Raw genomic sequence first — 19,729 nt, forward strand, 5'->3', positions numbered from 1 at the left:
CCCCACTCCCCACTCCCTTAACAAATGAGTAAATTAGTTATCCTAGATATCACTGGTGACTGGCAAGAGGAGACAGTAGTTACCCTAGAAATTCGAGAAGATGGGGGTAGCGGAGTAACTCACACCCGCACTAAAGGTAAGTTGCCCTCAGCCTCTTTAGTGATGGAAAATTATCATCAATGGCAATCTCTCTATCGAAATTTAACATTACTTTTTCGACTAGGGGAACGGAAAAACCAAATTACCAATGCCTCATCAGAAGATATAATAGCCGCTTGTCGCAAATCAGGAGAAACCCTCGCCACAAGTCTAAATAGTTGGCTAAATGCTGAATCATTTCGCCCGATTCGGGAAAAATTACTAGAAAAATTACTACCAACCGATACTATCAGGGTAATTCTGCAAGTAGACAACATTTCCCTGCAACGTTTACCTTGGCATTTATGGAATTTTTTTGAACTATATCCTAAAGCAGAAATCGCCCTCAGTGCCCCTGCTTATGAACGAATTGAAGTCTCAAATTATACCAGAACAAAAATTAGATTATTAGCCATTTTAGGTAATAGTACAGGAATTGATATTGAAAAAGATCGCAAAATGTTAGAAAATTTACCTTATGGTGCCGAAACCGTATTTTTAGTGGAACCATCTCGCCCCATATTATACCAGCAAATACTAGCAACAGATGGTTGGGATATCTTATTTTTTGCCGGACATAGTAATAGTAGCGGTGATGGCACAAGTGGTAAAATTGAAATTAATCCGACAGATTCCCTATCTATTGAAGAATTAAGTAAAATCCTCAAAAAAGCGATCGCAAGAGGCTTAAAATTAGCCATTTTTAACTCCTGCGATGGATTGGGATTAGCCCACAAATTACAACATATATACATTCCCCAACTCATCGTTATGCGGGAACCTATCCCCGATTTAGTTGCCCAAGAATTCCTCAAACATTTTATCAGTGCCTTCGCCAGCGGTGAAACTCTCTATCTAGCAGTGCGAGAAGCACGAGAGCAACTACAAGCATTAGAAGATCGATTTCCCTCTGCATCAGCCCTACCTGTAATTTGTCAAAATCCCACAGAATTACCTATCCTGTGGCAGAATTTTACCAGTGGAGTTATCAAGGAAAAAGTAGAGGGCAGAAAACAAGAAAACAAGTCAATATCAATTATAATAAAATATCAAATACCAATTACTTTAATCGCATTATCATTACTAGCTATATCTGCTATTTGGCAATGGCAACGGGCACAAATCAACGAGAGGAATGTACAACTCGATCATATCTGTACTTCTGCGGAAGAACTTTTTGCCTCCAATCAAGAATTGGAATCATTATTAGAGAGTTTAAATGGGGCGAGGCAATTGCAACAGTCGTGGAGAGTGAAAGCCGATACCAGAATTTGTGCGATCGCGGCTTTGCAGCAAGCTGTTTACGGTGTCAGAGAATATAACCGTTTAGAGGGACACGAATTATCAGTAATTAGTATTAGTTTTAGTCCCGATGGCGAGAGAATTGCCTCAGCAAGCGATGACAATACAGTCAAACTATGGCAAAAAAATGGCAAGCTTTTAGCAACATTAGAAGGACATCGCGATCGCGTCCGTAGTGTAGCATGGAGTCCAGATGGTAAAATACTAGCCTCTGGCAGTTACGATGGCACAGTCAAACTCTGGCAAACTGACGGTACACCAATTACAACCATACAAGGGCATCAAGGCAAAATTAATAGCGTAAGTTTCAGTCCCGATAGTAAAATCTTAGCCTCGGCTGGCGCAGATAGAACAATTAAACTATGGCAGCTAGAGCAAAATTCAAAAACAGGGAAAAATCAACAGGAAGACAATCAAAAATCCCCACACCCCACTCCAAAAAACCCACTCCCCACTCCCTACTCCCCCTCATTATATAAAACTTGGCAAGCCCATAAATCTTGGATTTTGGATGTAACTTTCAGTCCCGATAATCAAACATTAGCCTCAGCTAGCGCTGACAAAACCATTAAAATTTGGCGACTTGACGGGACTCTAATTAATACCCTAGAAAGCAATCAAACATCAGTCAATACCATTCGTTTTAGTCCCGACGGTGAACTCCTCGCCTCCGGCGGAATTGACGGAAATATCAAACTATGGAAACATGAAACTAATTGGTCATTAATTACTAGTCCATCATTAATTATACCAATAACCAACAACCAACAACCAATAACCAATAATAAACAACGAACAACCAACAACCAACAACCAACAACCAACAGCCAACAACAAAATAATCGCATTTGGGGTTTAGCATGGAGTCCAGACAGTCAAACATTAGCCGCCGCCAGCACCAATAAAATTATTGATATCTGGGATAGAAACGGAAATTTAATCACCACACTAAAAGGACACTCATCATCAATTTACAGTGTCAGTTTTAGCCCAGATGGTAAAACATTAGCATCTAGCAGCGCAGATACCAGAATAAAATTTTGGCATCCTCACCCCAATAAATTAACCAAATTAGTAGGACATAATGGAGGAATTAGAAAAGTAATATTCAGTCCAGACAGCGAAACAATAGCCACCGCCAGTGATGACAATACAGTAAAATTATGGGGACGAGATGGCACATTACTCAAAACTTTTATAGGGCATGAAAAGCCAGTCTTAAGTGTCCGTTTTAGCCCTAATGGTCAAATTATAGCCTCTGCTAGTGCCGATGGTACAGTAAAACTCTGGAGTTTAGCCAAATATCCGCCGCCGAAATATCCCTTACTCAACACCTTAAAAGGACATCAGGCAGGCGTTTTCGATGTCAATTTTAGTCCTGACGGTGAGACATTAGTAACAGCTAGTGAAGATAAAACAGCAAAAATATGGCAATGGAATGGCAAAGAATTAGCAACATTAAAAGAGCATACTAGCCAAGTAACCGCCGTCAGTTTTAGCCCCGATGGGAAGAGGATAGTTACCGCAAGTGATGATAATACAGTGAAACTCTGGCAACAAGATGGCAAATTAATCAAAACAGTAGCAAAACATAGCGGTGGAATATCGGATGTAACTTTCACTCCAGATGGGAAAACATTAGCCACAGCCAGCACTGATGGTGTAGTAAAAATCTGGCAAGAAGATGGTAAATTACTATCTACTTTACAAGGACATACTAACCGAATCAATAGCCTTAGTTTCAGTCCTGATGGTCAGATTTTAGCATCTGGTAGTGCTGACGGCACAGTAAAACTTTGGAGTCTCCAGGGAAAGTCGATTAAAACATTGAAGGGAAATAATGGTAGTATATTGGGGGTAACCTTCAGCCCAGATGGTAAAACATTAGCTTCAGCCACTGACAATAATACCGCTATTTTATATAATTTAGACCCAGAAGATTTATTACAACGTGGTTGCGATTTAGCAAAAGATTATCTCCAGACTAATATCACCTTAAACCAAAGGAACACCCAACCAACCAACACTCCCCCCTATCCTTGCAGCAATTAAATATATAGCAGAAGTCAACAGTCAACAGTCACGCATTATTATTCAACCGAGTAGTGCAAAAACCTCTGTGTACCTCTGTGTTACCCTCTGCGCTCTCTGCGTTAAAAAAAAATATTATACCAACGCCAACAGATTCGATATAATCCCCCCCAGCACCAAAAGATTAACCTCTCACCTCTTCCCACTCAACCTCAAAAACCTCCGCAAATTTCCTCACAACTAACGGCAATACCTCCGCCACTGTAATACCAGGAATAAATTGATCCAAACTCCCCACAGACTTATCCACAATTCCACAAGGAATAATCCTCTCAAAACCACTCAAATCTGGGCAAACATTCAAAGCAAAACCGTGCATAGTAATCCACCGACTTACCTTAATCCCAATAGCAGCAACTTTGAATCCTTCCACCCAAACACCAGTCAACCCCGGTATCCGCTCCCCTGTTAATCCATAAACTCCTAAAACTCGAATCAAAACCTCTTCCAACTGCCGCAAATACCAGTGTAAATCCTGTTGATAATACCGTAAATTCAGGATTGGGTAACCAACAATTTGACCAGGACAATGATAAGTCACTTCTCCACCACGTTCAACCCGGTGAACCTCCCAGTTTACCTCGGCTGGGTCAAATTTGAGAAATTCCAGACTTGCTCCTTGCCCTAAACTATATACAGGGGGATGTTCCAATAATAGGAGAATATCATCTAGACTGGGATCGGCAATTCGTTGTGCTACTAGCGATCGCTGTTGTTCCCAAGCTAAGGTATAAGGTACTAGTCCCAGATTATTCAGCAAACATCGACGGGGCATTATTTACTCTGATTCTACTTGAGTTGGAGTTACGATCATTTTATCTATAAGCAGGTAGATGTAAATAAACTTGACACTAAGTATGGAAGACCCAGTTTGTTTCTATTTACTTCTGATCAGATAAATTTGTCTATATGGGTCGTGCTAACGTGCCGATCGCCCGATAATGGATAAGTAGCAGCCCCTACTGCTTAACTGAGAGGATGTAGATCTGCTCAACTGGGTATTTTATTTGGTTCGATGGGGGGTGGTAGCCGTTCTTTAAGACTTGGGTATTTACCAATAGTCAATGGAGAATTTTCCGGAATGTTCAGGTGGAACAACTATGAGAAAAGATGCAGTGATAGTGGGGCTATACCGCTACTCGCTATGGCGGGAGTGGGACACTAATGCTCCAAGAGTCGCCTTTGTTATGCTTAATCCCAGTCGTGCGGATGCAACTAATGATGACCCTACGCTGCGTCGCTGCATCAATTTCGCTCAGTCTTGGGGTTATGGTTCGCTTGAAGTTGTCAACCTATTTGCTTACCGAGCTTCAAAACCAGCAGAACTGAAAAAGGTGACGGACCCTGTAGGGTCAGAAAATGACCACTATCTCGAAAAAGCTATTAAATCAGCAGATAAAATTATTGTGGCTTGGGGTAATCACGGCATCTTGAGGCATCGTTATAAAGTTGTTTTAAATATGTTAGCTGGCTTGGATGGACTTCAACTTTACTGTTTGGGAACTACTAAGAAGGGTCATCCACGCCATCCACTGTATCTTAAAAGCGACACAAAACCTGTGACGTATTAATTTCAAATCAACTTAAATATATTATATATTCCAGGAAAGATTAAAAGATAATCTCTTTAACGCTTCACTAAGCTAAATTTGCCGAGCGAGTAGCAATATGAATATTATCGGACATGGCATTGATATTGTTGAAATCAAACGCATCAAAGAAATAATAGAACGGTTCGGGAATCGTTTTGAAACGCGATGCTTCACAGAGAAAGAGTACTTGGTTGCTGGTACTGGTGTCAACCGTATCCAGTACCTTGCAGGTCGTTTTGCAGCCAAAGAAGCGGTACTCAAAGCTCTTGGTACAGGATGGAGTCAGGGAATTTCATGGACTGATATTGAAATTGAACGGCTATCAACAGGTAGACCGTTAGTAGTGCTGTATGGTAGATGTCAAGAAATAGCATCAGAATTGGGTGTTGCGATGTGGTTCTTGAGCATAAGCCATACAAATTCCTATGCGGTAGCAAGTGCAATTGCTGTAGGATCAACGTTGGTTCAAGCAGATTTATAGATTACCGAACCAATAAAGTAAGTATCTCAATTATGTTGATAGATTATGGAGCGTGCATCAAGGTCTACAATAACCTTTCCTCCTTTATTTTTCTCCACCTGTCGCCAGACTTCATAGCCGCTTAGGATAGCTTTTTCCCAATCACCAAGCAAACAGAGAGAAACTTCTAAGTGCGAGGTCATGTTTTTAATAGTTTTCAACAGTTGATAATCTATCGTGAAAACTCCTTCTAAAAATCCGTGGTCTTTCGCATAGCTAAACACTAGAGCTGATATACCTTCCTCAATAGCTATTGCACGACCACCGTCTTCTACCTCGTCAATACTGGGATTGCTTTTTCGCTTAAGTTTAAGGTTACTACGAATGACTGGTGACCACCCCAAAACTGCGGCATAGGAGAAATGGAAAATGTCATGGAAGCGGTAGCCATCACTTGAGTATGAGTTATCGGTAAGATCATTTCCAATCTGTTTTCCATTGATAAATGCTTTCATCTTGACTGAGTTATTTTCGCTCACCTCTGTAATCTCGACCTCAAACTGACGTGGTAAGCGCTCATGTTCGGGAAAATTACTGTCAAATATGTACACACCTGTCTGTACGGAATCTCTCCATCCCCAACGATCGTGGCATTTTTGAAGATTACCTTCCGCAATTTCTGCCAAATCAAGATCAAACTTGCTGGACACATTGGCAACATACCAAAGTAGATCGCCCAATTCTTCTGCAACACGTTCTTTGAAAAGCTTATGGGCTTCGCCGTCGCGGAGGTACTTTTTATACTCACTGAGTAACTCACCTGCTTCACCAACTAAGCCCAGTAGAGGTACAATTATTCCATTTCCTGTCTTGCTGGGAACTTGGTCGGTCTTCTGCGCTTGTTTTTGATATTCGCAAAAATCCATCATCTACTCCTTAAGATTCTATTTACACTTAAACTGAGTATGAGCTTTAGCTGTTCTATATTCTTCAATAGCCTGATTAATTCCCCACTTAGGTGGATACCAGTAATCGAGTGGTTTTCCTGTACCTGAGTACCTCTGTTTTATGCGAGATCGACCTGATATTCCAGAGATATCGGGATGTTTCATACGAGCATATTTATCAACCTCGCAGAATAGATTTTGGCAATCAATCAATTGCAGCTTTCTCCCCCAGATGGACTGAAACTTGAGTCCTAGTCGTTCAAACTCTGACTCTTGAATTTCTGCCATAAACTTGATAATTTCTGGCTCGTTAAGTCCGCCAAGGTCAGTAAAGCATTTGCGAATACCATCTAGCGATCCCGGACCAGGAATGACAAATTCCATTTCGCTAAAGTTAGTAACTTCGCTATAGTTAATATCAGTAATAAACTGATAGGCTAAGAAATCACCGATAGTTGGATATTCACGCATTAAATCGAATCCTTGGTGCATATTCTTGGCATCAGCAAGCTTTTTTGGCAGATCATCAGCCATCATATTCTCGATCAGCTTGAGGTGATTTCGGTGTTTCGCAGTATGTCCGAAGCTTGTTCCCCCTGATGGCATGATGTAGGCGGCAGAATAGATGGTTTGACCTGACTTAATGGCATCTATTAGAACTTGGTCATAGCGTTCAAAGGAATATTCTGCGTAAATAATGGAACCAAGCTTCTTCTCCAAAAGCTCCCAAGTTTCGATCTTATTGAATATTTTGAAAAGGATAATTCTAAAGAACACCTCGTTAGGTGATGACGGACGGTTATTTTGGTAGATGACGTTACGGATTAAATACTGGCTTACACGATCTGATGCGCGGTAGGCATTGGTAAACTTGTACGTTGAAAGGATTGGGTCGTCAGTCCAAGGTATCGGTGCATTTTCTAGCTTTTTGAAAAATATTTTTTGTCGTTCAGCAGCGAATCGCCAGTAAGTATTGAACACAACAGTAGGCTTGGCAGGAAGAATGTGTGAAATGATCTCTGGTTCTGAACTTCGTTCGTCTCCATACTCACCAAATGCCAGACTTAGTTGTTTATTTTGTTCGACGTTTTCAGTAACGTGTTTCTGACTTTTGATTCCCATTTTATATTCCACCCGTTATCTGTTTGTCAGTTGTTGCTTCCAGCGCATTTCTAGCTACATTTGTGAGCGCTGTGAGGCTGTGATGTGATTTGGGAATAGTGTCCAGTTTTGCTACACCAACGAAGCAGTTCATACGATCCAAAGTCAATCCCATTTCGTGAGCCATGAAATCACCCAATCTACAAAGACCTAAATAGTTGCCATAGGCTTTCTCAAAGATCTGTTGGGTCGCGTAAAAAGCATTAATGGTTAAAGTTTTGTCCTTGTCTTGGGGAACAAAGCTGACGTGTTGGAGGCAAGGAAAAGGAAGTTGGGCACTGGGAACATGGTCTCGCGCAGGATCGAATATCGCTGCTTGAAACATACTTTTTCTAACACCTGGGCGTGACTTGTACTGAGAAATGATGTATTCAAGTTGATTGCCGTTTTCGGGACCAGAACCAAATGCTATGAGCCTTTCAAAGTAAATACCGCGCCTATTTTTAGAGCTTGCTAGAGCCTTATACCTGGGAAGAGCATTAAGATACATCTCAAATAGTCTATTTCGGTCGTATTTAGACCGCCTCCAGAGAGAACTGGGAAAGATCGTGTTCGCAACTGTGTGAACTTTCTGTTTATTATTAGCCACGAGGCAATTGTCGAGTGCCTCTCGAATGGCTCGATCTTCGTCTGGAATACCATTAGTAAAACCCGTTAAGGTTATCAGGAGCGGTGAAATTTCCTTGCCAGGATTATCAATGATATGCAGAAATGCACTAGCCCAAGCTCGTGAAAGATTTGTTTCTTCAATTAAAAGAGGCGCACTGTTCTTCATCTTCAACCTCTTCAAGGTGACGATATTTACTTAGACCAACAAACTGATAGCGGGAAACACGAACAAATACTGCCCATTTGTTCTTGGGGCAATAAACGCGCACGATGCCAGGATGGTTAGCTCGAAAAAGTCCTCCTAAAGGACGATCTTCTTGAAAAGTAATGGTGTCCTTTGTAGCTTCAGCCGTGTTTGGCAGTAGAAGCTGACTTCCAACTTCCGCATCTATTGTCGGCAGTGACCAGTGTTCATCAGCAACGATCAAGGTATCTTTCGATGAGTGCCCAAGAATCTCTTGGCGGATAGCCTTGGGTGTAGATTTGAGAAGGAAGGCAGCTTGCTCGCGACCAATCATCTTTAGAGCATAAGTCATGTGATCGATCAGAGTTTTGTACCCCACACCAAAACTACAGGCAATTGTAAAAATTTGAACTGGCGTTGCCGAAGCCACATCCCATCCCCGCGAAACGAAGGCTTTTCGCACTGCTAAAATTGGCATGAGTAGGAAACCTGCAAAGGAGTCAACTAAAAACTCTTCTGGATTAAAAGCCTTCGGTTTGTCTGATTCTTCTATAAGTTCATCAACCGTCGAACCATGCCCAAAAATGTGATGTCCAATCTCATGGGCACAGGTAAAGTTTCGCCTTGGAAGGGGTCTTAATGCTGAAAGGAAGATTGCTGGTTCCTCTTCTTTGAGATACATTCCCTCCATGCTGATGTCAACAAACCGGACTTTCACCTTCAGCTTGTCGCACAAGCCATAAATGCAAATCGGGCTATTAAGACCAAATCCAGCTTGATTCCGTACATCAATTGATTTAAGCATTGCTTTTTGAGCCAATACTTGCATCTGATTACTCACAGTTTGTCTCCCCAGTTCGGATTGAGGCGGGTAATGCTATCGATCGCAGTTTGTTTCCCCCACTTCGCATCGAGGCAAGTATTGTTAGAAGTCTGTCAAGGTCTTCTTGCTTAAGCTTCTGTAGTTCTCTGGCTGCAAGCTGGAGTTTGTTGTCATGGACATCAACTTTGTCCGCGCCCTCACCAATCAACCACGACGCACTGACATCAAAAATTTCAGCAAGCTGTGCAATCTCTTCAGCCGAAACACTTCTGTTGCCAGCTTCTATTTCTGAAATTGATGGTCTATGAAGACCCAGAATTTGTGCTACTTGAGCTTGGGAGAGACCAGCCATTTTCCGGGCTTCACGAATGCGCGAAGCGATAATTGCTTTTTTTTCTATTGCTTCGGTCATGCTTGATTCTCCTCTGTGCTGACTATTTCACAGACTACAGCCGCAGATTCGCTAATAGTGAGTCGCTGCTTGCCGTCTTCTGAGAGAAAGATGTTTTTATCGTTAGAGATGTTTATACCAAGCTCAGTAGCTAGCATACTGATCGCTACAGGCCAGAGCATACTGTCAAATCCCTCAATGTCGCCACCAAGCGGACGCATAGTTCCCGCAATTGAGCTTCCGTCGTATCCGCTATCGCTCTGGATACCTTGAAGCACCTCTATCAGCTTCACCTCCACTTCGTTTGGGTTCATAGGCTGTACCTTTATCTTACTTATAGTAAGAATATCTTACCATAAGACGACAAACTATCAACCAGAAACCCGGTTTGTTCGTTGATCTTTAGTTCCCAAACCAACGATAGGGCGTGTTTCGTGAAGAAACAACAGAAGTCTGGTACTTTCAGGTAGCTAATGTTTTTGGATTATATAGCGTTTTCATTTGGGATGTGAACAGCAAAAGTCCTGAAGCACCATAAAATAAGGCTTTCTATTTTATATCTCATTTAAAAACACTATATGATATGGATGGGAATAACGGAGAATGGTGCAAGATCTCAGTTATTACTTACATCTGACCTTTCACCTCTCATCTCTCACCTCTTAACCTCTTATGACCGAAACCCAAACCAGAAAAGGCGATCATATCAGAATTTGTCTCCAGGAAGATGTCCAATGTCGTACCGTAACTAACGGATTAGAACATTATCGCTTCACCCACTCTTGCTTGCCCGAAATCAATCGCAGCGAAATTGACATTACCACCCCATTTCTGGGTAAAATAATGGGAGCGCCTTTACTCATTTCCTCCATGACAGGCGGTACAGAAGAGGCAAAAACGATCAATTTTCGCCTCGCTGAAATCGCTCAAGAGTATAAACTAGCAATGGGTGTTGGCTCCCAAAGAGTAGCAGTAGAGAAACCAGAAGTTGCCAAGACTTTTGCCATCCGTGCGATCGCAACTGATATCCTGTTATTTGCTAATCTCGGTGCCGTTCAGCTAAACTACACTTACGGACTCGATCAATGTCTGCGAGTTGTCGATATTTTAGCCGCAGATGCTTTAATTTTACATCTCAATCCCTTACAAGAGTGCGTTCAAGCTAATGGTGACACCAACTTCCGAGGCTTACTTGACAAAATAAACAAATTGTGCAGCAAGATGCCCGTCCCAGTCATTGTCAAAGAAGTGGGGAACGGCATCTCACCCGCAATGGCACAGAAATTACTAGAAGCAGGCGTGACAGCCATTGACGTGGCGGGTGCAGGTGGCACATCTTGGGCGAAAGTAGAAAGCCAACGCGCCCTCAACCCAATCCAGCGTCGATTAGGAGAAACTTTTGCAGACTGGGGTTTGCCAACAGCAGAGTGCATTAGCAGCATTCGGGCAATTGCCCCAAATGTGCCCCTAATCGCCTCTGGGGGCTTGCGCAACGGCTTAGAAGTAGCAAAAGCGATCGCGCTGGGGGCTGATATTGCAGGTTTAGCATGGCCTTTTCTCCAAGCCGCTGCCGAGTCAACCGAAGCCGTTAACGAGCTAGTACAGCTATTAATCGCCGAAATTACCACTGTACTATTTTGCACGGGTAACGCCACCCTGTCTCAACTCAAACAATCTAATGCCTTGCAGAAGTTAGGATAGAGTTATTTGTTGTTGGTGGTTGGTTATTTGTTATTTGTTATTTGTTGTTTTAACAATAACAGATCTCTGAATACGAACAACGAACAACGAACAACGAACAACCAACAACCAACAACCAACAACCAACAACCAATAACCAACAACCAACAACAAATGCGTCAATTTATCAAACAAACTTTTGCCAGCCTAATTGGTAGCCTAGCAGGTTTATCCTTATTTTTCGGATTAGGAACAATTGGACTAATTATTTTGATCGTTGCAGCCGCATCCCAAGATTCTGGACCGCAAGTAAAGGATAAATCGGTATTAATATTCGATTCTTCGACAAATATTACCGATACAGATCCTACTTCTAGTACCAGCGATGCAATTGGGCAAGCCCTATCAAGTGAAGAATCCAATACAATGACCTTACATACTGTTTTGGATAGTTTAGATAAAGCCACCAAAGATCCCCGCATTATTGCTCTTTATATAGACGGCTCTCACTCAGGAGGTGGTAGCGCTACAGGATTTGCAACACTAAAAGAAGTAAGAGTGGCAATGGAAAAATTCCGCGCTGCTGGGAAAACAATTATTGCCTACGATGTGGATTTAGCAGAAAAAGAATATTATTTAAGTTCAGTAGCAGATACCCTGGTTCTTAATCCAATGGGAGCTATAGAAATCAATGGTTTTAGTTCCGAACCATTATTCCTAACTGGTGCATTAGAAAAATTTGGTATAGGGGTGCAGGTGATTCGAGTTGGTAAGTATAAGTCAGCAGTAGAACCATTTTTACTAAAACAACTTAGTCCAGAAAACCGACAACAACTAGAAGCATTATTAGGAGATCTTTGGGGAGAATTAATCGCAACGGTGGGAAAAAGTCGGAAGATAGAGCCTCAACAGTTACAAGCAATCGCAGATTCTCAAGGTGTCTTGATGGCATCAGATGCTCAGAAGCGAGGTTTGGTAGATAAAGTTGGCTATTTTGATGAGGTAATAGCAGATTTGAGAAAGATTGCGGGTGCAACAGATGAAGAGAAATCTTTCCCACAAATTCGCTTATCTACTTATGCTGAAGCGGAAAGTAAAAAGGGTAAAAATAGTTTCTCTAAGAAAAAAGTTGCTGTCATATATGCCGATGGAGAAATTGTGGATGGAGAAGGTAGCTCTCAACAGGTAGGAGGCGATAGTTTTGCCAAGCAAATGCGGCAATTGCGATTAGATAATGATGTAAAAACAGTGGTACTGCGGGTAAATAGTCCCGGTGGAAGTGCAACTGCATCAGAAATTATTCTGCGGGAAGTGCGGTTAACTCGCGCCAAGAAACCCGTGATTGTTTCTATGGGAGATGTGGCAGCTTCTGGTGGTTATTGGATTTCCACCTACGGTAATCGAATTTTTGCCGAACCGAATACGATTACGGGTTCGATTGGTGTGTTTGGGATGCTATTAAATTTCCAAAAGCTGGCGAATGATAATGGGCTTACTTGGGATGTGGTGAAAACAGGTAATTTGGCTGATAGTCAGACAGTTAGCCGTCCAAAAACACCCCAAGAAATTGCAATTTCACAAAATATTGTCAATCAGATTTATAACCAATTTCTGGATAAAGTAGCCGATTCTCGCAAAATACCCAAACAGAAAGTAGCAGAAATTGCTCAGGGGAGAGTTTGGTCCGGTAGTGATGCCAAACAACTTGGTTTAGTCGATGAGCTTGGCGGATTAAATGCGGCGATTACTTATGCGGCTAAACAAGCTAATTTGGGAGATGATTGGCAATTGGAAGAATATCCTAAATTCCGCAGTTTGGAAGAAAGAATTTTAGAAAGGCTGACAGGTGATAATAATACTCGCAGTCAGAAGGTATTAGATCCTTTAACTAAGGAGTTTCTGAAGTTAAAAGCCGATTTAGGAATTCTGCAAGGATTAAACGATCCGAAAGGGGTTTATGCCCGTTTACCATTTAATTGGCGGATGGATTAGTGAGGTTATAGCTAGAAACCAGATCAAACAGGTTTATCGCTAAATTTGTCCCTCTATCATCATCGTTGACTATAAACTTAATGAAGTTTGACAATACTGAGAGCGTGGAATATTTCCACATCCTGTGCGAGAGTGTCCTATACTAAGAAGGCTTTTCGCAATCTGAATATGCGGAAGCAAACATCTCTTCTCCCTGATAATTACGACGACTTTTTGCGTCACCTCAAAGAGCGCATCCGCACTGCTCAGGTTCGTGCTGCTCTAGCAGTCAACCAGGAACTCATTGTTCTTTATTGGCAGATTGGGCATTCTATTCTGTCTCGACAGGAACAAGAAGGATGGGGGGCAAAAGTAATCGAACAGTTGGCAAAAGACCTCCGTCGAGATTTTCCTGATATGACGGGGTTCTCGTCCCGCAATCTCAAATATATGAGAGCTTTTGCGGAGGCTTACCCTGATGAGGAATTTGTGCAACGCTGCGTTGCACAATTACCTTGGAGGCACAATATCGCCCTTCTGGAAAAGCTAAAGTCTCAGGAAAAGCGACTTTGGTACGCTGGGCAAGCTCTGGAAAATGGCTGGAGCCGGGATATTCTGGTACTTCAGATTGAAACTAACCTCTACCAACGCCTGGGGGGAGCAATTACTAACTTCGAGAATGTCTTACCTTCTCCACAATCCGACTTAGCTCAAAGTCTTTTGAAAGACCCGTACCATCTGGATTTTCTCTCTCTCAGCAAAGATGCTCATGAGCGGGAATTGGAGAAAGGTTTAGTCGAACATATCCTCGATTTTTTACTGGAACTTGGGTTAGGTTTTGCTTTTTTGGGCAATCAGTATCCGATTGAAGTTGATGGGAAAGAGTACAGGTTAGATCTGCTTTTCTATCATGTAAAACTCCACTGCTATATAATTATGGATTTCAGGCCATAACTCTGGATTCTCCAGATAGGGATTCATGCCGGGGAAAGGGGAAGGCATCGGTTTGCTAATGTTGCAAAGGGTTTGAAGTGATAACTAGATTAATTATAGCTGTTCGGAAAGATTCTAGAGATGTGGCAGGAGATATTGACATTGTTTTGGGTAATTTTTGTTATCATAGAGGAGAAAACGTCCCTTAATAATTAGGTCTAACCTTTTGAGATATATGAGATTCATTAGCCCCAAAACTGACTTTGCTTTCAAGAAAATATTTGGCTCAGATGACAGTCATGATATCCTGATTTCCTTCCTCAATGCCATAATCTACTCAGGGAAGCAAGTCATCCAATCTTTAGAAATTATCGACCCATATAACCAGGCTGATATCCTGGATTTAAAAGATAGCTATCTGGATGTTAGGGCAGTATTAGAGGATAAAACAACTGTCATTATTGAGATGCAAGTATGGAATGTCCACGCTTTTGAGAAAAGAGTCATCTATAACTTGTGCAAAACCTACGTGAATCAGCTAAAGTTTGGACAAGGATATTCTTATCTCAATCCTGTGATTGGCTTAACTATTACAGATTTCAGTCTTTTTCCCTCAACCCAGAAGGTAATTACTAGTTTTCACTTTCAAGAGCAAGAAGAAGAATTATCTTATCAGGAGAAGCAGTTAAAACTTTTGTTTGTGGAATTGCCGAAGTTTACGAAAAAGCTAGAAGATTTGGAGACTTTGGCAGATAAGTGGATCTATTTTCTCAAAGAAGCGCCTAGTTTAGAAGTGATTCCGCCAAAAATGAGGGAGATACCACAGATTGAAAAAGCAATGAATATAGCGAATCAGGCGGGTTTAAGTGTGGACGAGTTAGAGAGGTTAAACAAACAGGAAATTTTCATGGAAGATAGAAGAGGTGAAATTACTTTTGCGAAAATTGAAGCCGAAAGGAATTTACTATTGCGACAGCTTCAGCGCCGTTTGGGAGAATTAACTTCTAATATAATTATGGCAATTGAGGGGTTAAACAGCCAAGGTTTAGAAAGTTTGTCAGAGGCGATGTGGGATTTTTCTAGTCTGGAGGATTTACTCAATTGGTTGGCAGAGTACTCTGGTTAAAGTGATGGGGCGAGTTAGGTAAAATCTGTTAGTTAATAACGATAAATTATCTTGAAAACCCGCCCCAACCCTATGGGGTACTAAATTTTCAGTTACCGTTTCCCCCACATCACTTCACGATCCATTTGAACCTTTAAAAATACTATCCTTAAGAATATCCTCACATAAATCTAGGTTTTGTATTGATGCTTCTGAAGCTTGTGACTTTGGTATGCGCAGGTTGATGAGAAATACTATTTGATTGTTCTCAATACTTATATTAGTGACATTAATTACACTGTTCTCAGGTAACAACTCACTAGCTGGCAACTTAGCAGGCGACTGATTTTGATATCCTGATTCATCCAGCCATTCTGTAATATTGCGCCAATTTTCTATCTTTTCACTACATTTATCTACCAGATTTTTCACATACCGATAGACAGTAGCACAGAGATCCGTCTCCACTCCTTTAGGATTTTTCCCCAACTTTTCTGCTATTTCAGATGGACTATAGCCACAAAGTAACCCCCGCAGATGTAATTTTTCTACGGGGGTTAAACGTTTTCCTTTTGCTGAGGCTAAGTCTGCGTACAGAGTTTCTAAATCCCAGCGGTTTGCGGCTTGGGAGAATTGTTCGGTGGTTGCCATAGTTGGGTGTGTTTGAAAATTCCTGATGGAATTCTAGCATGATTCCTGATGTTTGTCAGTAGGTTGTCAGTTTTGGGTAGGGTAGGATTGGGATAATGGAGAGTGTCCAGCAATTATTGGTGTCAATTTAAGGTTAGCTAGGCGGTAGCGCAGGCATCTCGCCTGCGGAGGGGTGGAGGCAGGCAAGATGCCTGCTCTACTTACGTGAGTTCGACGGTTTTTGAAAGCCTTGCTACAAAAGGATCTATTTTATTGGGTTTTTTAGGATTTTCACGAAATCATCAGGGTTTCAGCAATTTTCGTCGAACTCAGGTTACTTATGCTGAGGTTGAGATCGAGTTGAGTGCATCTAATTTGGAGGATACAAATAAAACTTTGGTTTGTATTTTCCAATCCCATCTCTTTATTAAACAGTAACAACACCAAAACTAGTCAATAATTTTTCGCGATTGCTAACCCGGAATAATCGCTATTTTAAGGTGGATTGAGAATAAAGTACTCTATTAGGAGGCAGACTCATGTCAATTTTTGACCAAAGCCATCAAACGGTAACGTATCAGTACAATGCCGCTGGGAACATCAACTTTGGTGCTGTTGAAAACCGCGCCGACTTAATTAGTGAATTAGAGAAACTCAAAGCTGAGGTAACAAAAGCTAGAGATGCTGAAGTTATCGATGCTGAAGTAGCTACAGATGTGGATTGCCAGATTACAAAGGCTGTTCAGCAAGCTAAAAAGCCTGAGCCAAATAAGAACACTATATTACAGTACATCACTACAGCAAAAAACCTAATAACGGGAGTTGCTGAAGCTGGTGGTATTGTCACAGCTTTAATGGAAGTTGCTAAACTGGTTCAAAATTTATTCTAACAATTAAGACATGTTCTTGTTAGGTAGATTTTGACTAAAGATTATGGCACAATTCGACCAGCGATGGCAGCAAGTTTATAGGCAATTAAACATAAACTTTCAAATTGCTTCCTCTCCAGATCCTACCCTTGTCTTGAACCAGGGAATTAAGTTGCTGGAGGCAAATTCTTACCAGCAGGTAATAAATGCGTTTACCCTGGTTCTTGAAATAGATCGTTCAATGAGTGATGCCTACTATTACTTAGCGCTAGCACTACTCAAAGGTAGGCGACCAAAAATATTAAAGCGTAGTGAAGTAGAAGAAATAGATCAACTACTCAGTGCAGCTACTTCTATGGGTGACTCAGATGGTACTGTTTATTGGTTTCGGGCACTTGTTCGAGACGATTATTACAACGGTAATCGAATAACCAATTATCCTCCACCGTCGGCGATGACTCTTTTCAATAAAGCTCTCTCTTGTCAAACAAATATCGATAGACTACGAGCGCTGTTGGCAAGATTACCAATGTTTGATAACGAATTGTACGGAGTACTTGTCCAGCAAATTTTATAAGTGGAGAAATCAAGAATGACTACGAGTGTTTCAGAAGATGATAAGCGGCGGCGAATTCGGCAATATTTTACCAAGCTGAAGCTAAAGTGGCCTAGTATACTAATCACCATTGGATTACTTATCTTGTTGGCAAAATCTGCAATAGGCTTAATTATTTTGATTGCGGGTGGAGTGTGGTTTTTCTTGGAGGTTAAACCTTTGTTTGATGCCCCTGGCGATCAGACTATTGATGCTTGGTTGATAGATGATATTGAAAACCTCAAGAAGCGTTCGCTAGATCGTCTTAATATAGATCCGTCTGAACTTATCAGAGACTCTATCGTCATTCGCGGTCCGATTTTATGGAATACTAATGGTGTTCCCAGTAAGGAACTTGATTGGAAAAAAGGCAAGGATGGGCGGATTAGATTTAGCATTAATGCTGTAACAATAGTACATTTAACAGAGCATAAGCTTAGTTCATATCAGTGTGATTACAACTTCCTCAGAAATGTTCCTCTGAATGAGCAAGATGATGAATTTCACTACAGAGATGTAGTTGCTGTTTCGACTCGTGATGATACAACTAACTATACTTTGCCAAACAATACGCTGATGAAACAAGCTCAACTCTTCAAACTAGCTGTATCAAGTGGCGATAGCATTAATGTTATCGTAAACTCTGCTGACTTAGTTAAGTTTACAGGTGGAGATATCGCAGAAACAGGAATAGATAACGCTATCAAGGCTCTACGCAAGGTGCTGAGTGAAAAGAAAATATAGCCAAACTGAATATACATCATTTTGATGATTACATTCAGTGATAATAGTAATTATAGGAGAGTAAAAATGAAAGAGATAGCCATCATTGTCAATGTTTTTCTTCCTGGAGTCGGCACATTGCTTGTTGGCCAAATCATACAGGGCATAATTCAGATCGTACTTGCCTTAATTGCAATAGCACTGTCATTCACGGTAGTTTTAACTATTATTGGTATTCCCATGTATTTGATTGTATGGGTATGGGCAATTATCAGTGCAGCAACTGCATACGATAGAAACCAACCAAGACGTTAATCCAGGTTTCTTTTGCTGGAGTGAATACTTAGCGATAGCGATCGCTCATCACTCCTCTACTCTAATTACAGCGCGATCGATGGAAGCTATTGCGCTCCGCGCGATCGCGCTTTCACCCTATACTAAAATAAAATAGCGATCGCTAGAAAACGCGGTAATATACAGAAATACCGCCGTTACACCACGTTTAATGAGTGAATTTAGCAATCGTGTTCAAGAATGGATGCGAGATTTTCCCAGAAAACCAACTCCTACTTATAGCCAGCGACATGAATTTCAGATCCGGCATTGCGGGGTAGAAGAAGTTCGCGTGAGGGGTGGAGGAGAAGAAATCTGGGCTGATGGTATCAATTTGCAAACGGGAGAGTTATTAGAAGCAAAATTTATCGAACATCCTGCCAATAGTCCCTATGTCAATCCCTCAAGCGCCCCGCCCTTTATCCGTAACAAAATCGTTAGTGAGGTAAAGGAAGAGTTTCGACGATATGCCGCTGTAATTAATGATCCGGAAACACCTGTTATCGAACTACAGGTGATTGTTAATATTGAAGAAGCCGTCCCTTTTTTTGAAAGCTTACTGAGTCAGTTTAATCTGCCTGGTAGCGTTATTGTCATGCCCTAACTTATAAGCAGAAATACCCATGGAATACCTCATTACACCACCGGAACCAACCAATTGGCAAATTAATGAGTCTGATTTTTCCCAGCAAATCCAGAAAAAATGGTCAAATATCCAAATTTCACCAACAACTAATCCAGATAGCTATTATGCCATTGAATGTACCATCAAAGTACCAGGAATAGGAGAAAGATTAGATGTAGCTTTACACCGAGATGGACAGGGAATCAGTTTAGATGGTTATTTAGAAGACTGTGCTAGATTCGCAATTTGGTTTCGTTCCCTAGTGCCGCCCACACAACAGTTAGTATTTTACGATCGAGAATACAATTCCCATATTGAGTTACGCGCAGAAACAACTGAGTCAGATATTATCCAGCCATTTTTGGCACTAACCTAGTGATAAATTGCACCCATCGCGATAACCCGACAGAGAATAAATTCTCTGTCTAATAGCTTAAGTCCATTAAAATGGACTAAAAATATAATTCAGTCCTCTTTAGAGGACTTTAGCTGTTAGACAGTGGTTTTAACCACTATCGGGTGATTGCTATCGGGTGATTGCTATCGGGTGATTGCTATCGGGTGATT

General features: G+C 41.4%; 21 protein-coding genes and 1 pseudogene. 13 read left to right on the forward strand and 9 right to left on the reverse strand.

Annotated features, from left to right (window positions below; genetic code table 11):
* Window positions 1–24 precede the first annotated feature (24 nt).
* Window positions 25–3,492, forward strand: a complete 3,468-nt coding sequence (locus NJ959_RS30635; protein ID WP_373693626.1) for a WD40 domain-containing protein — start codon at window positions 25–27, stop codon at window positions 3,490–3,492.
* A 163-nt stretch (window positions 3,493–3,655) separates the two neighbouring features.
* On the opposite strand, the gene lipB is transcribed toward NJ959_RS30635, so the two are convergent.
* Window positions 3,656–4,306, reverse strand: coding sequence for a lipoyl(octanoyl) transferase LipB (gene lipB, locus NJ959_RS07390; RefSeq protein WP_254011109.1), 651 nt, complete (start codon window positions 4,304–4,306; stop codon window positions 3,656–3,658).
* 325 nt (window positions 4,307–4,631) lie between these two features.
* Here lipB and NJ959_RS07395 point away from each other — a divergent pair, with 325 nt between their 5' ends.
* Window positions 4,632–5,102 (forward strand): DUF1643 domain-containing protein, encoded by a 471-nt coding sequence (locus tag NJ959_RS07395; protein ID WP_254011110.1) that lies wholly within the window; start codon window positions 4,632–4,634, stop codon window positions 5,100–5,102.
* Window positions 5,103–5,199: 97 nt separating this feature from the next.
* The gene (acpS, locus tag NJ959_RS07400) at window positions 5,200–5,604 is read left to right on the forward strand and encodes a holo-ACP synthase (protein ID WP_254011111.1); all 405 of its coding nucleotides are present in this window, start codon (window positions 5,200–5,202) and stop codon (window positions 5,602–5,604) included.
* A gap of 26 nt (window positions 5,605–5,630) precedes the next feature.
* Here acpS and NJ959_RS07405 read toward each other — a convergent pair whose 3' ends face one another.
* Genes NJ959_RS07405 through NJ959_RS07430 form a run of 6 tightly spaced genes read right to left on the reverse strand, consistent with a single transcriptional unit; the run spans window position 5,631 to window position 10,012 of the window.
* Window positions 5,631–6,509: a nucleoside triphosphate pyrophosphohydrolase family protein gene (locus NJ959_RS07405; protein ID WP_373693627.1), complete on the reverse strand. Its 879-nt coding sequence runs from the start codon at window positions 6,507–6,509 to the stop codon at window positions 5,631–5,633.
* Between the two features lie 18 nt (window positions 6,510–6,527).
* Window positions 6,528–7,652 carry a nucleotide kinase domain-containing protein gene (locus NJ959_RS07410; RefSeq protein ID WP_254011113.1) on the reverse strand — a complete coding sequence of 375 codons (1,125 nt, stop codon included), beginning with the start codon at window positions 7,650–7,652 and terminating at the stop codon, window positions 6,528–6,530.
* A 1-nt stretch (window position 7,653) separates the two neighbouring features.
* Window positions 7,654–8,466 (reverse strand): thymidylate synthase family protein, encoded by an 813-nt coding sequence (locus NJ959_RS07415; protein ID WP_254011114.1) that lies wholly within the window; start codon window positions 8,464–8,466, stop codon window positions 7,654–7,656.
* Window positions 8,438–9,325: an ImmA/IrrE family metallo-endopeptidase gene (locus tag NJ959_RS07420; RefSeq protein WP_254011115.1), complete on the reverse strand. Its 888-nt coding sequence runs from the start codon at window positions 9,323–9,325 to the stop codon at window positions 8,438–8,440. Before NJ959_RS07420 ends, NJ959_RS07415 begins: the two co-directional genes overlap by 29 nt.
* Window positions 9,318–9,719, reverse strand: a complete 402-nt coding sequence (locus NJ959_RS07425) for a helix-turn-helix domain-containing protein (RefSeq protein WP_254011116.1) — start codon at window positions 9,717–9,719, stop codon at window positions 9,318–9,320. The genes NJ959_RS07420 and NJ959_RS07425 overlap by 8 nt, the downstream gene beginning before the upstream one ends.
* Window positions 9,716–10,012: a hypothetical protein gene (locus NJ959_RS07430; protein ID WP_254011117.1), complete on the reverse strand. Its 297-nt coding sequence runs from the start codon at window positions 10,010–10,012 to the stop codon at window positions 9,716–9,718. The genes NJ959_RS07425 and NJ959_RS07430 overlap by 4 nt, the downstream gene beginning before the upstream one ends.
* Before the next feature lie 358 nt (window positions 10,013–10,370).
* Here NJ959_RS07430 and fni point away from each other — a divergent pair, with 358 nt between their 5' ends.
* The 3 genes from fni (at window position 10,371) to NJ959_RS07445 (ending at window position 14,303) form a co-directional block, all read left to right on the forward strand.
* A complete protein-coding gene (gene fni / locus NJ959_RS07435) occupies window positions 10,371–11,399 on the forward strand; it encodes a type 2 isopentenyl-diphosphate Delta-isomerase (protein ID WP_254011118.1) in 1,029 nt (342 codons plus the stop codon).
* 153 nt (window positions 11,400–11,552) lie between these two features.
* On the forward strand, window positions 11,553–13,370 hold the full coding sequence (gene sppA, locus NJ959_RS07440; RefSeq protein ID WP_254011119.1) for a signal peptide peptidase SppA: 1,818 nt from the start codon (window positions 11,553–11,555) through the stop codon (window positions 13,368–13,370).
* Between the two features lie 168 nt (window positions 13,371–13,538).
* Window positions 13,539–14,303 carry a PDDEXK nuclease domain-containing protein gene (locus NJ959_RS07445; RefSeq protein ID WP_254011120.1) on the forward strand — a complete coding sequence of 255 codons (765 nt, stop codon included), beginning with the start codon at window positions 13,539–13,541 and terminating at the stop codon, window positions 14,301–14,303.
* On the opposite strand, the pseudogene NJ959_RS30640 reads toward NJ959_RS07445, so the two are convergent.
* Window positions 14,277–14,351: pseudogene (locus NJ959_RS30640) on the reverse strand (DUF4058 family protein); the annotation flags it as partial. The gene NJ959_RS07445 and the pseudogene NJ959_RS30640 sit on opposite strands and share 27 nt — an antisense overlap.
* Before the next feature lie 166 nt (window positions 14,352–14,517).
* Here NJ959_RS30640 and NJ959_RS07450 point away from each other — a divergent pair.
* Entirely contained in the window at window positions 14,518–15,408 is an 891-nt protein-coding gene (locus NJ959_RS07450) for an Rpn family recombination-promoting nuclease/putative transposase (protein WP_254011121.1), read from the forward strand.
* 114 nt (window positions 15,409–15,522) lie between these two features.
* On the opposite strand, the gene NJ959_RS07455 is transcribed toward NJ959_RS07450, so the two are convergent.
* Complete coding sequence (locus NJ959_RS07455; protein WP_254011122.1) at window positions 15,523–16,038, reverse strand: helix-turn-helix transcriptional regulator; 516 nt, start codon at window positions 16,036–16,038, stop codon at window positions 15,523–15,525.
* A 518-nt stretch (window positions 16,039–16,556) separates the two neighbouring features.
* Between NJ959_RS07455 and NJ959_RS07460 the strand changes: the two genes are divergently transcribed.
* The 6 genes from NJ959_RS07460 (at window position 16,557) to NJ959_RS07485 (ending at window position 19,538) form a co-directional block, all read left to right on the forward strand.
* Entirely contained in the window at window positions 16,557–16,907 is a 351-nt protein-coding gene (locus NJ959_RS07460; RefSeq protein WP_254011123.1) for a hypothetical protein, read from the forward strand.
* Between the two features lie 43 nt (window positions 16,908–16,950).
* Window positions 16,951–17,463 carry a hypothetical protein gene (locus NJ959_RS07465; RefSeq protein ID WP_254011124.1) on the forward strand — a complete coding sequence of 171 codons (513 nt, stop codon included), beginning with the start codon at window positions 16,951–16,953 and terminating at the stop codon, window positions 17,461–17,463.
* Between the two features lie 15 nt (window positions 17,464–17,478).
* Window positions 17,479–18,225, forward strand: a complete 747-nt coding sequence (locus NJ959_RS07470) for a hypothetical protein (protein ID WP_254011125.1) — start codon at window positions 17,479–17,481, stop codon at window positions 18,223–18,225.
* A 253-nt stretch (window positions 18,226–18,478) separates the two neighbouring features.
* Window positions 18,479–18,655: a hypothetical protein gene (locus NJ959_RS07475; protein ID WP_254011126.1), complete on the forward strand. Its 177-nt coding sequence runs from the start codon at window positions 18,479–18,481 to the stop codon at window positions 18,653–18,655.
* A gap of 54 nt (window positions 18,656–18,709) precedes the next feature.
* Window positions 18,710–19,141 (forward strand): restriction endonuclease fold toxin-2 domain-containing protein, encoded by a 432-nt coding sequence (locus NJ959_RS07480; protein WP_254011127.1) that lies wholly within the window; start codon window positions 18,710–18,712, stop codon window positions 19,139–19,141.
* Between the two features lie 19 nt (window positions 19,142–19,160).
* Window positions 19,161–19,538, forward strand: coding sequence for a hypothetical protein (locus NJ959_RS07485; RefSeq protein WP_254011128.1), 378 nt, complete (start codon window positions 19,161–19,163; stop codon window positions 19,536–19,538).
* The last annotated feature ends 191 nt before the right edge of the window (window positions 19,539–19,729 follow it).

The sequence above is a fragment of the Limnofasciculus baicalensis BBK-W-15 genome (assembly GCF_024178385.1).
Lineage (GTDB): Bacteria > Cyanobacteriota > Cyanobacteriia > Cyanobacteriales > Coleofasciculaceae > Limnofasciculus > Limnofasciculus baicalensis.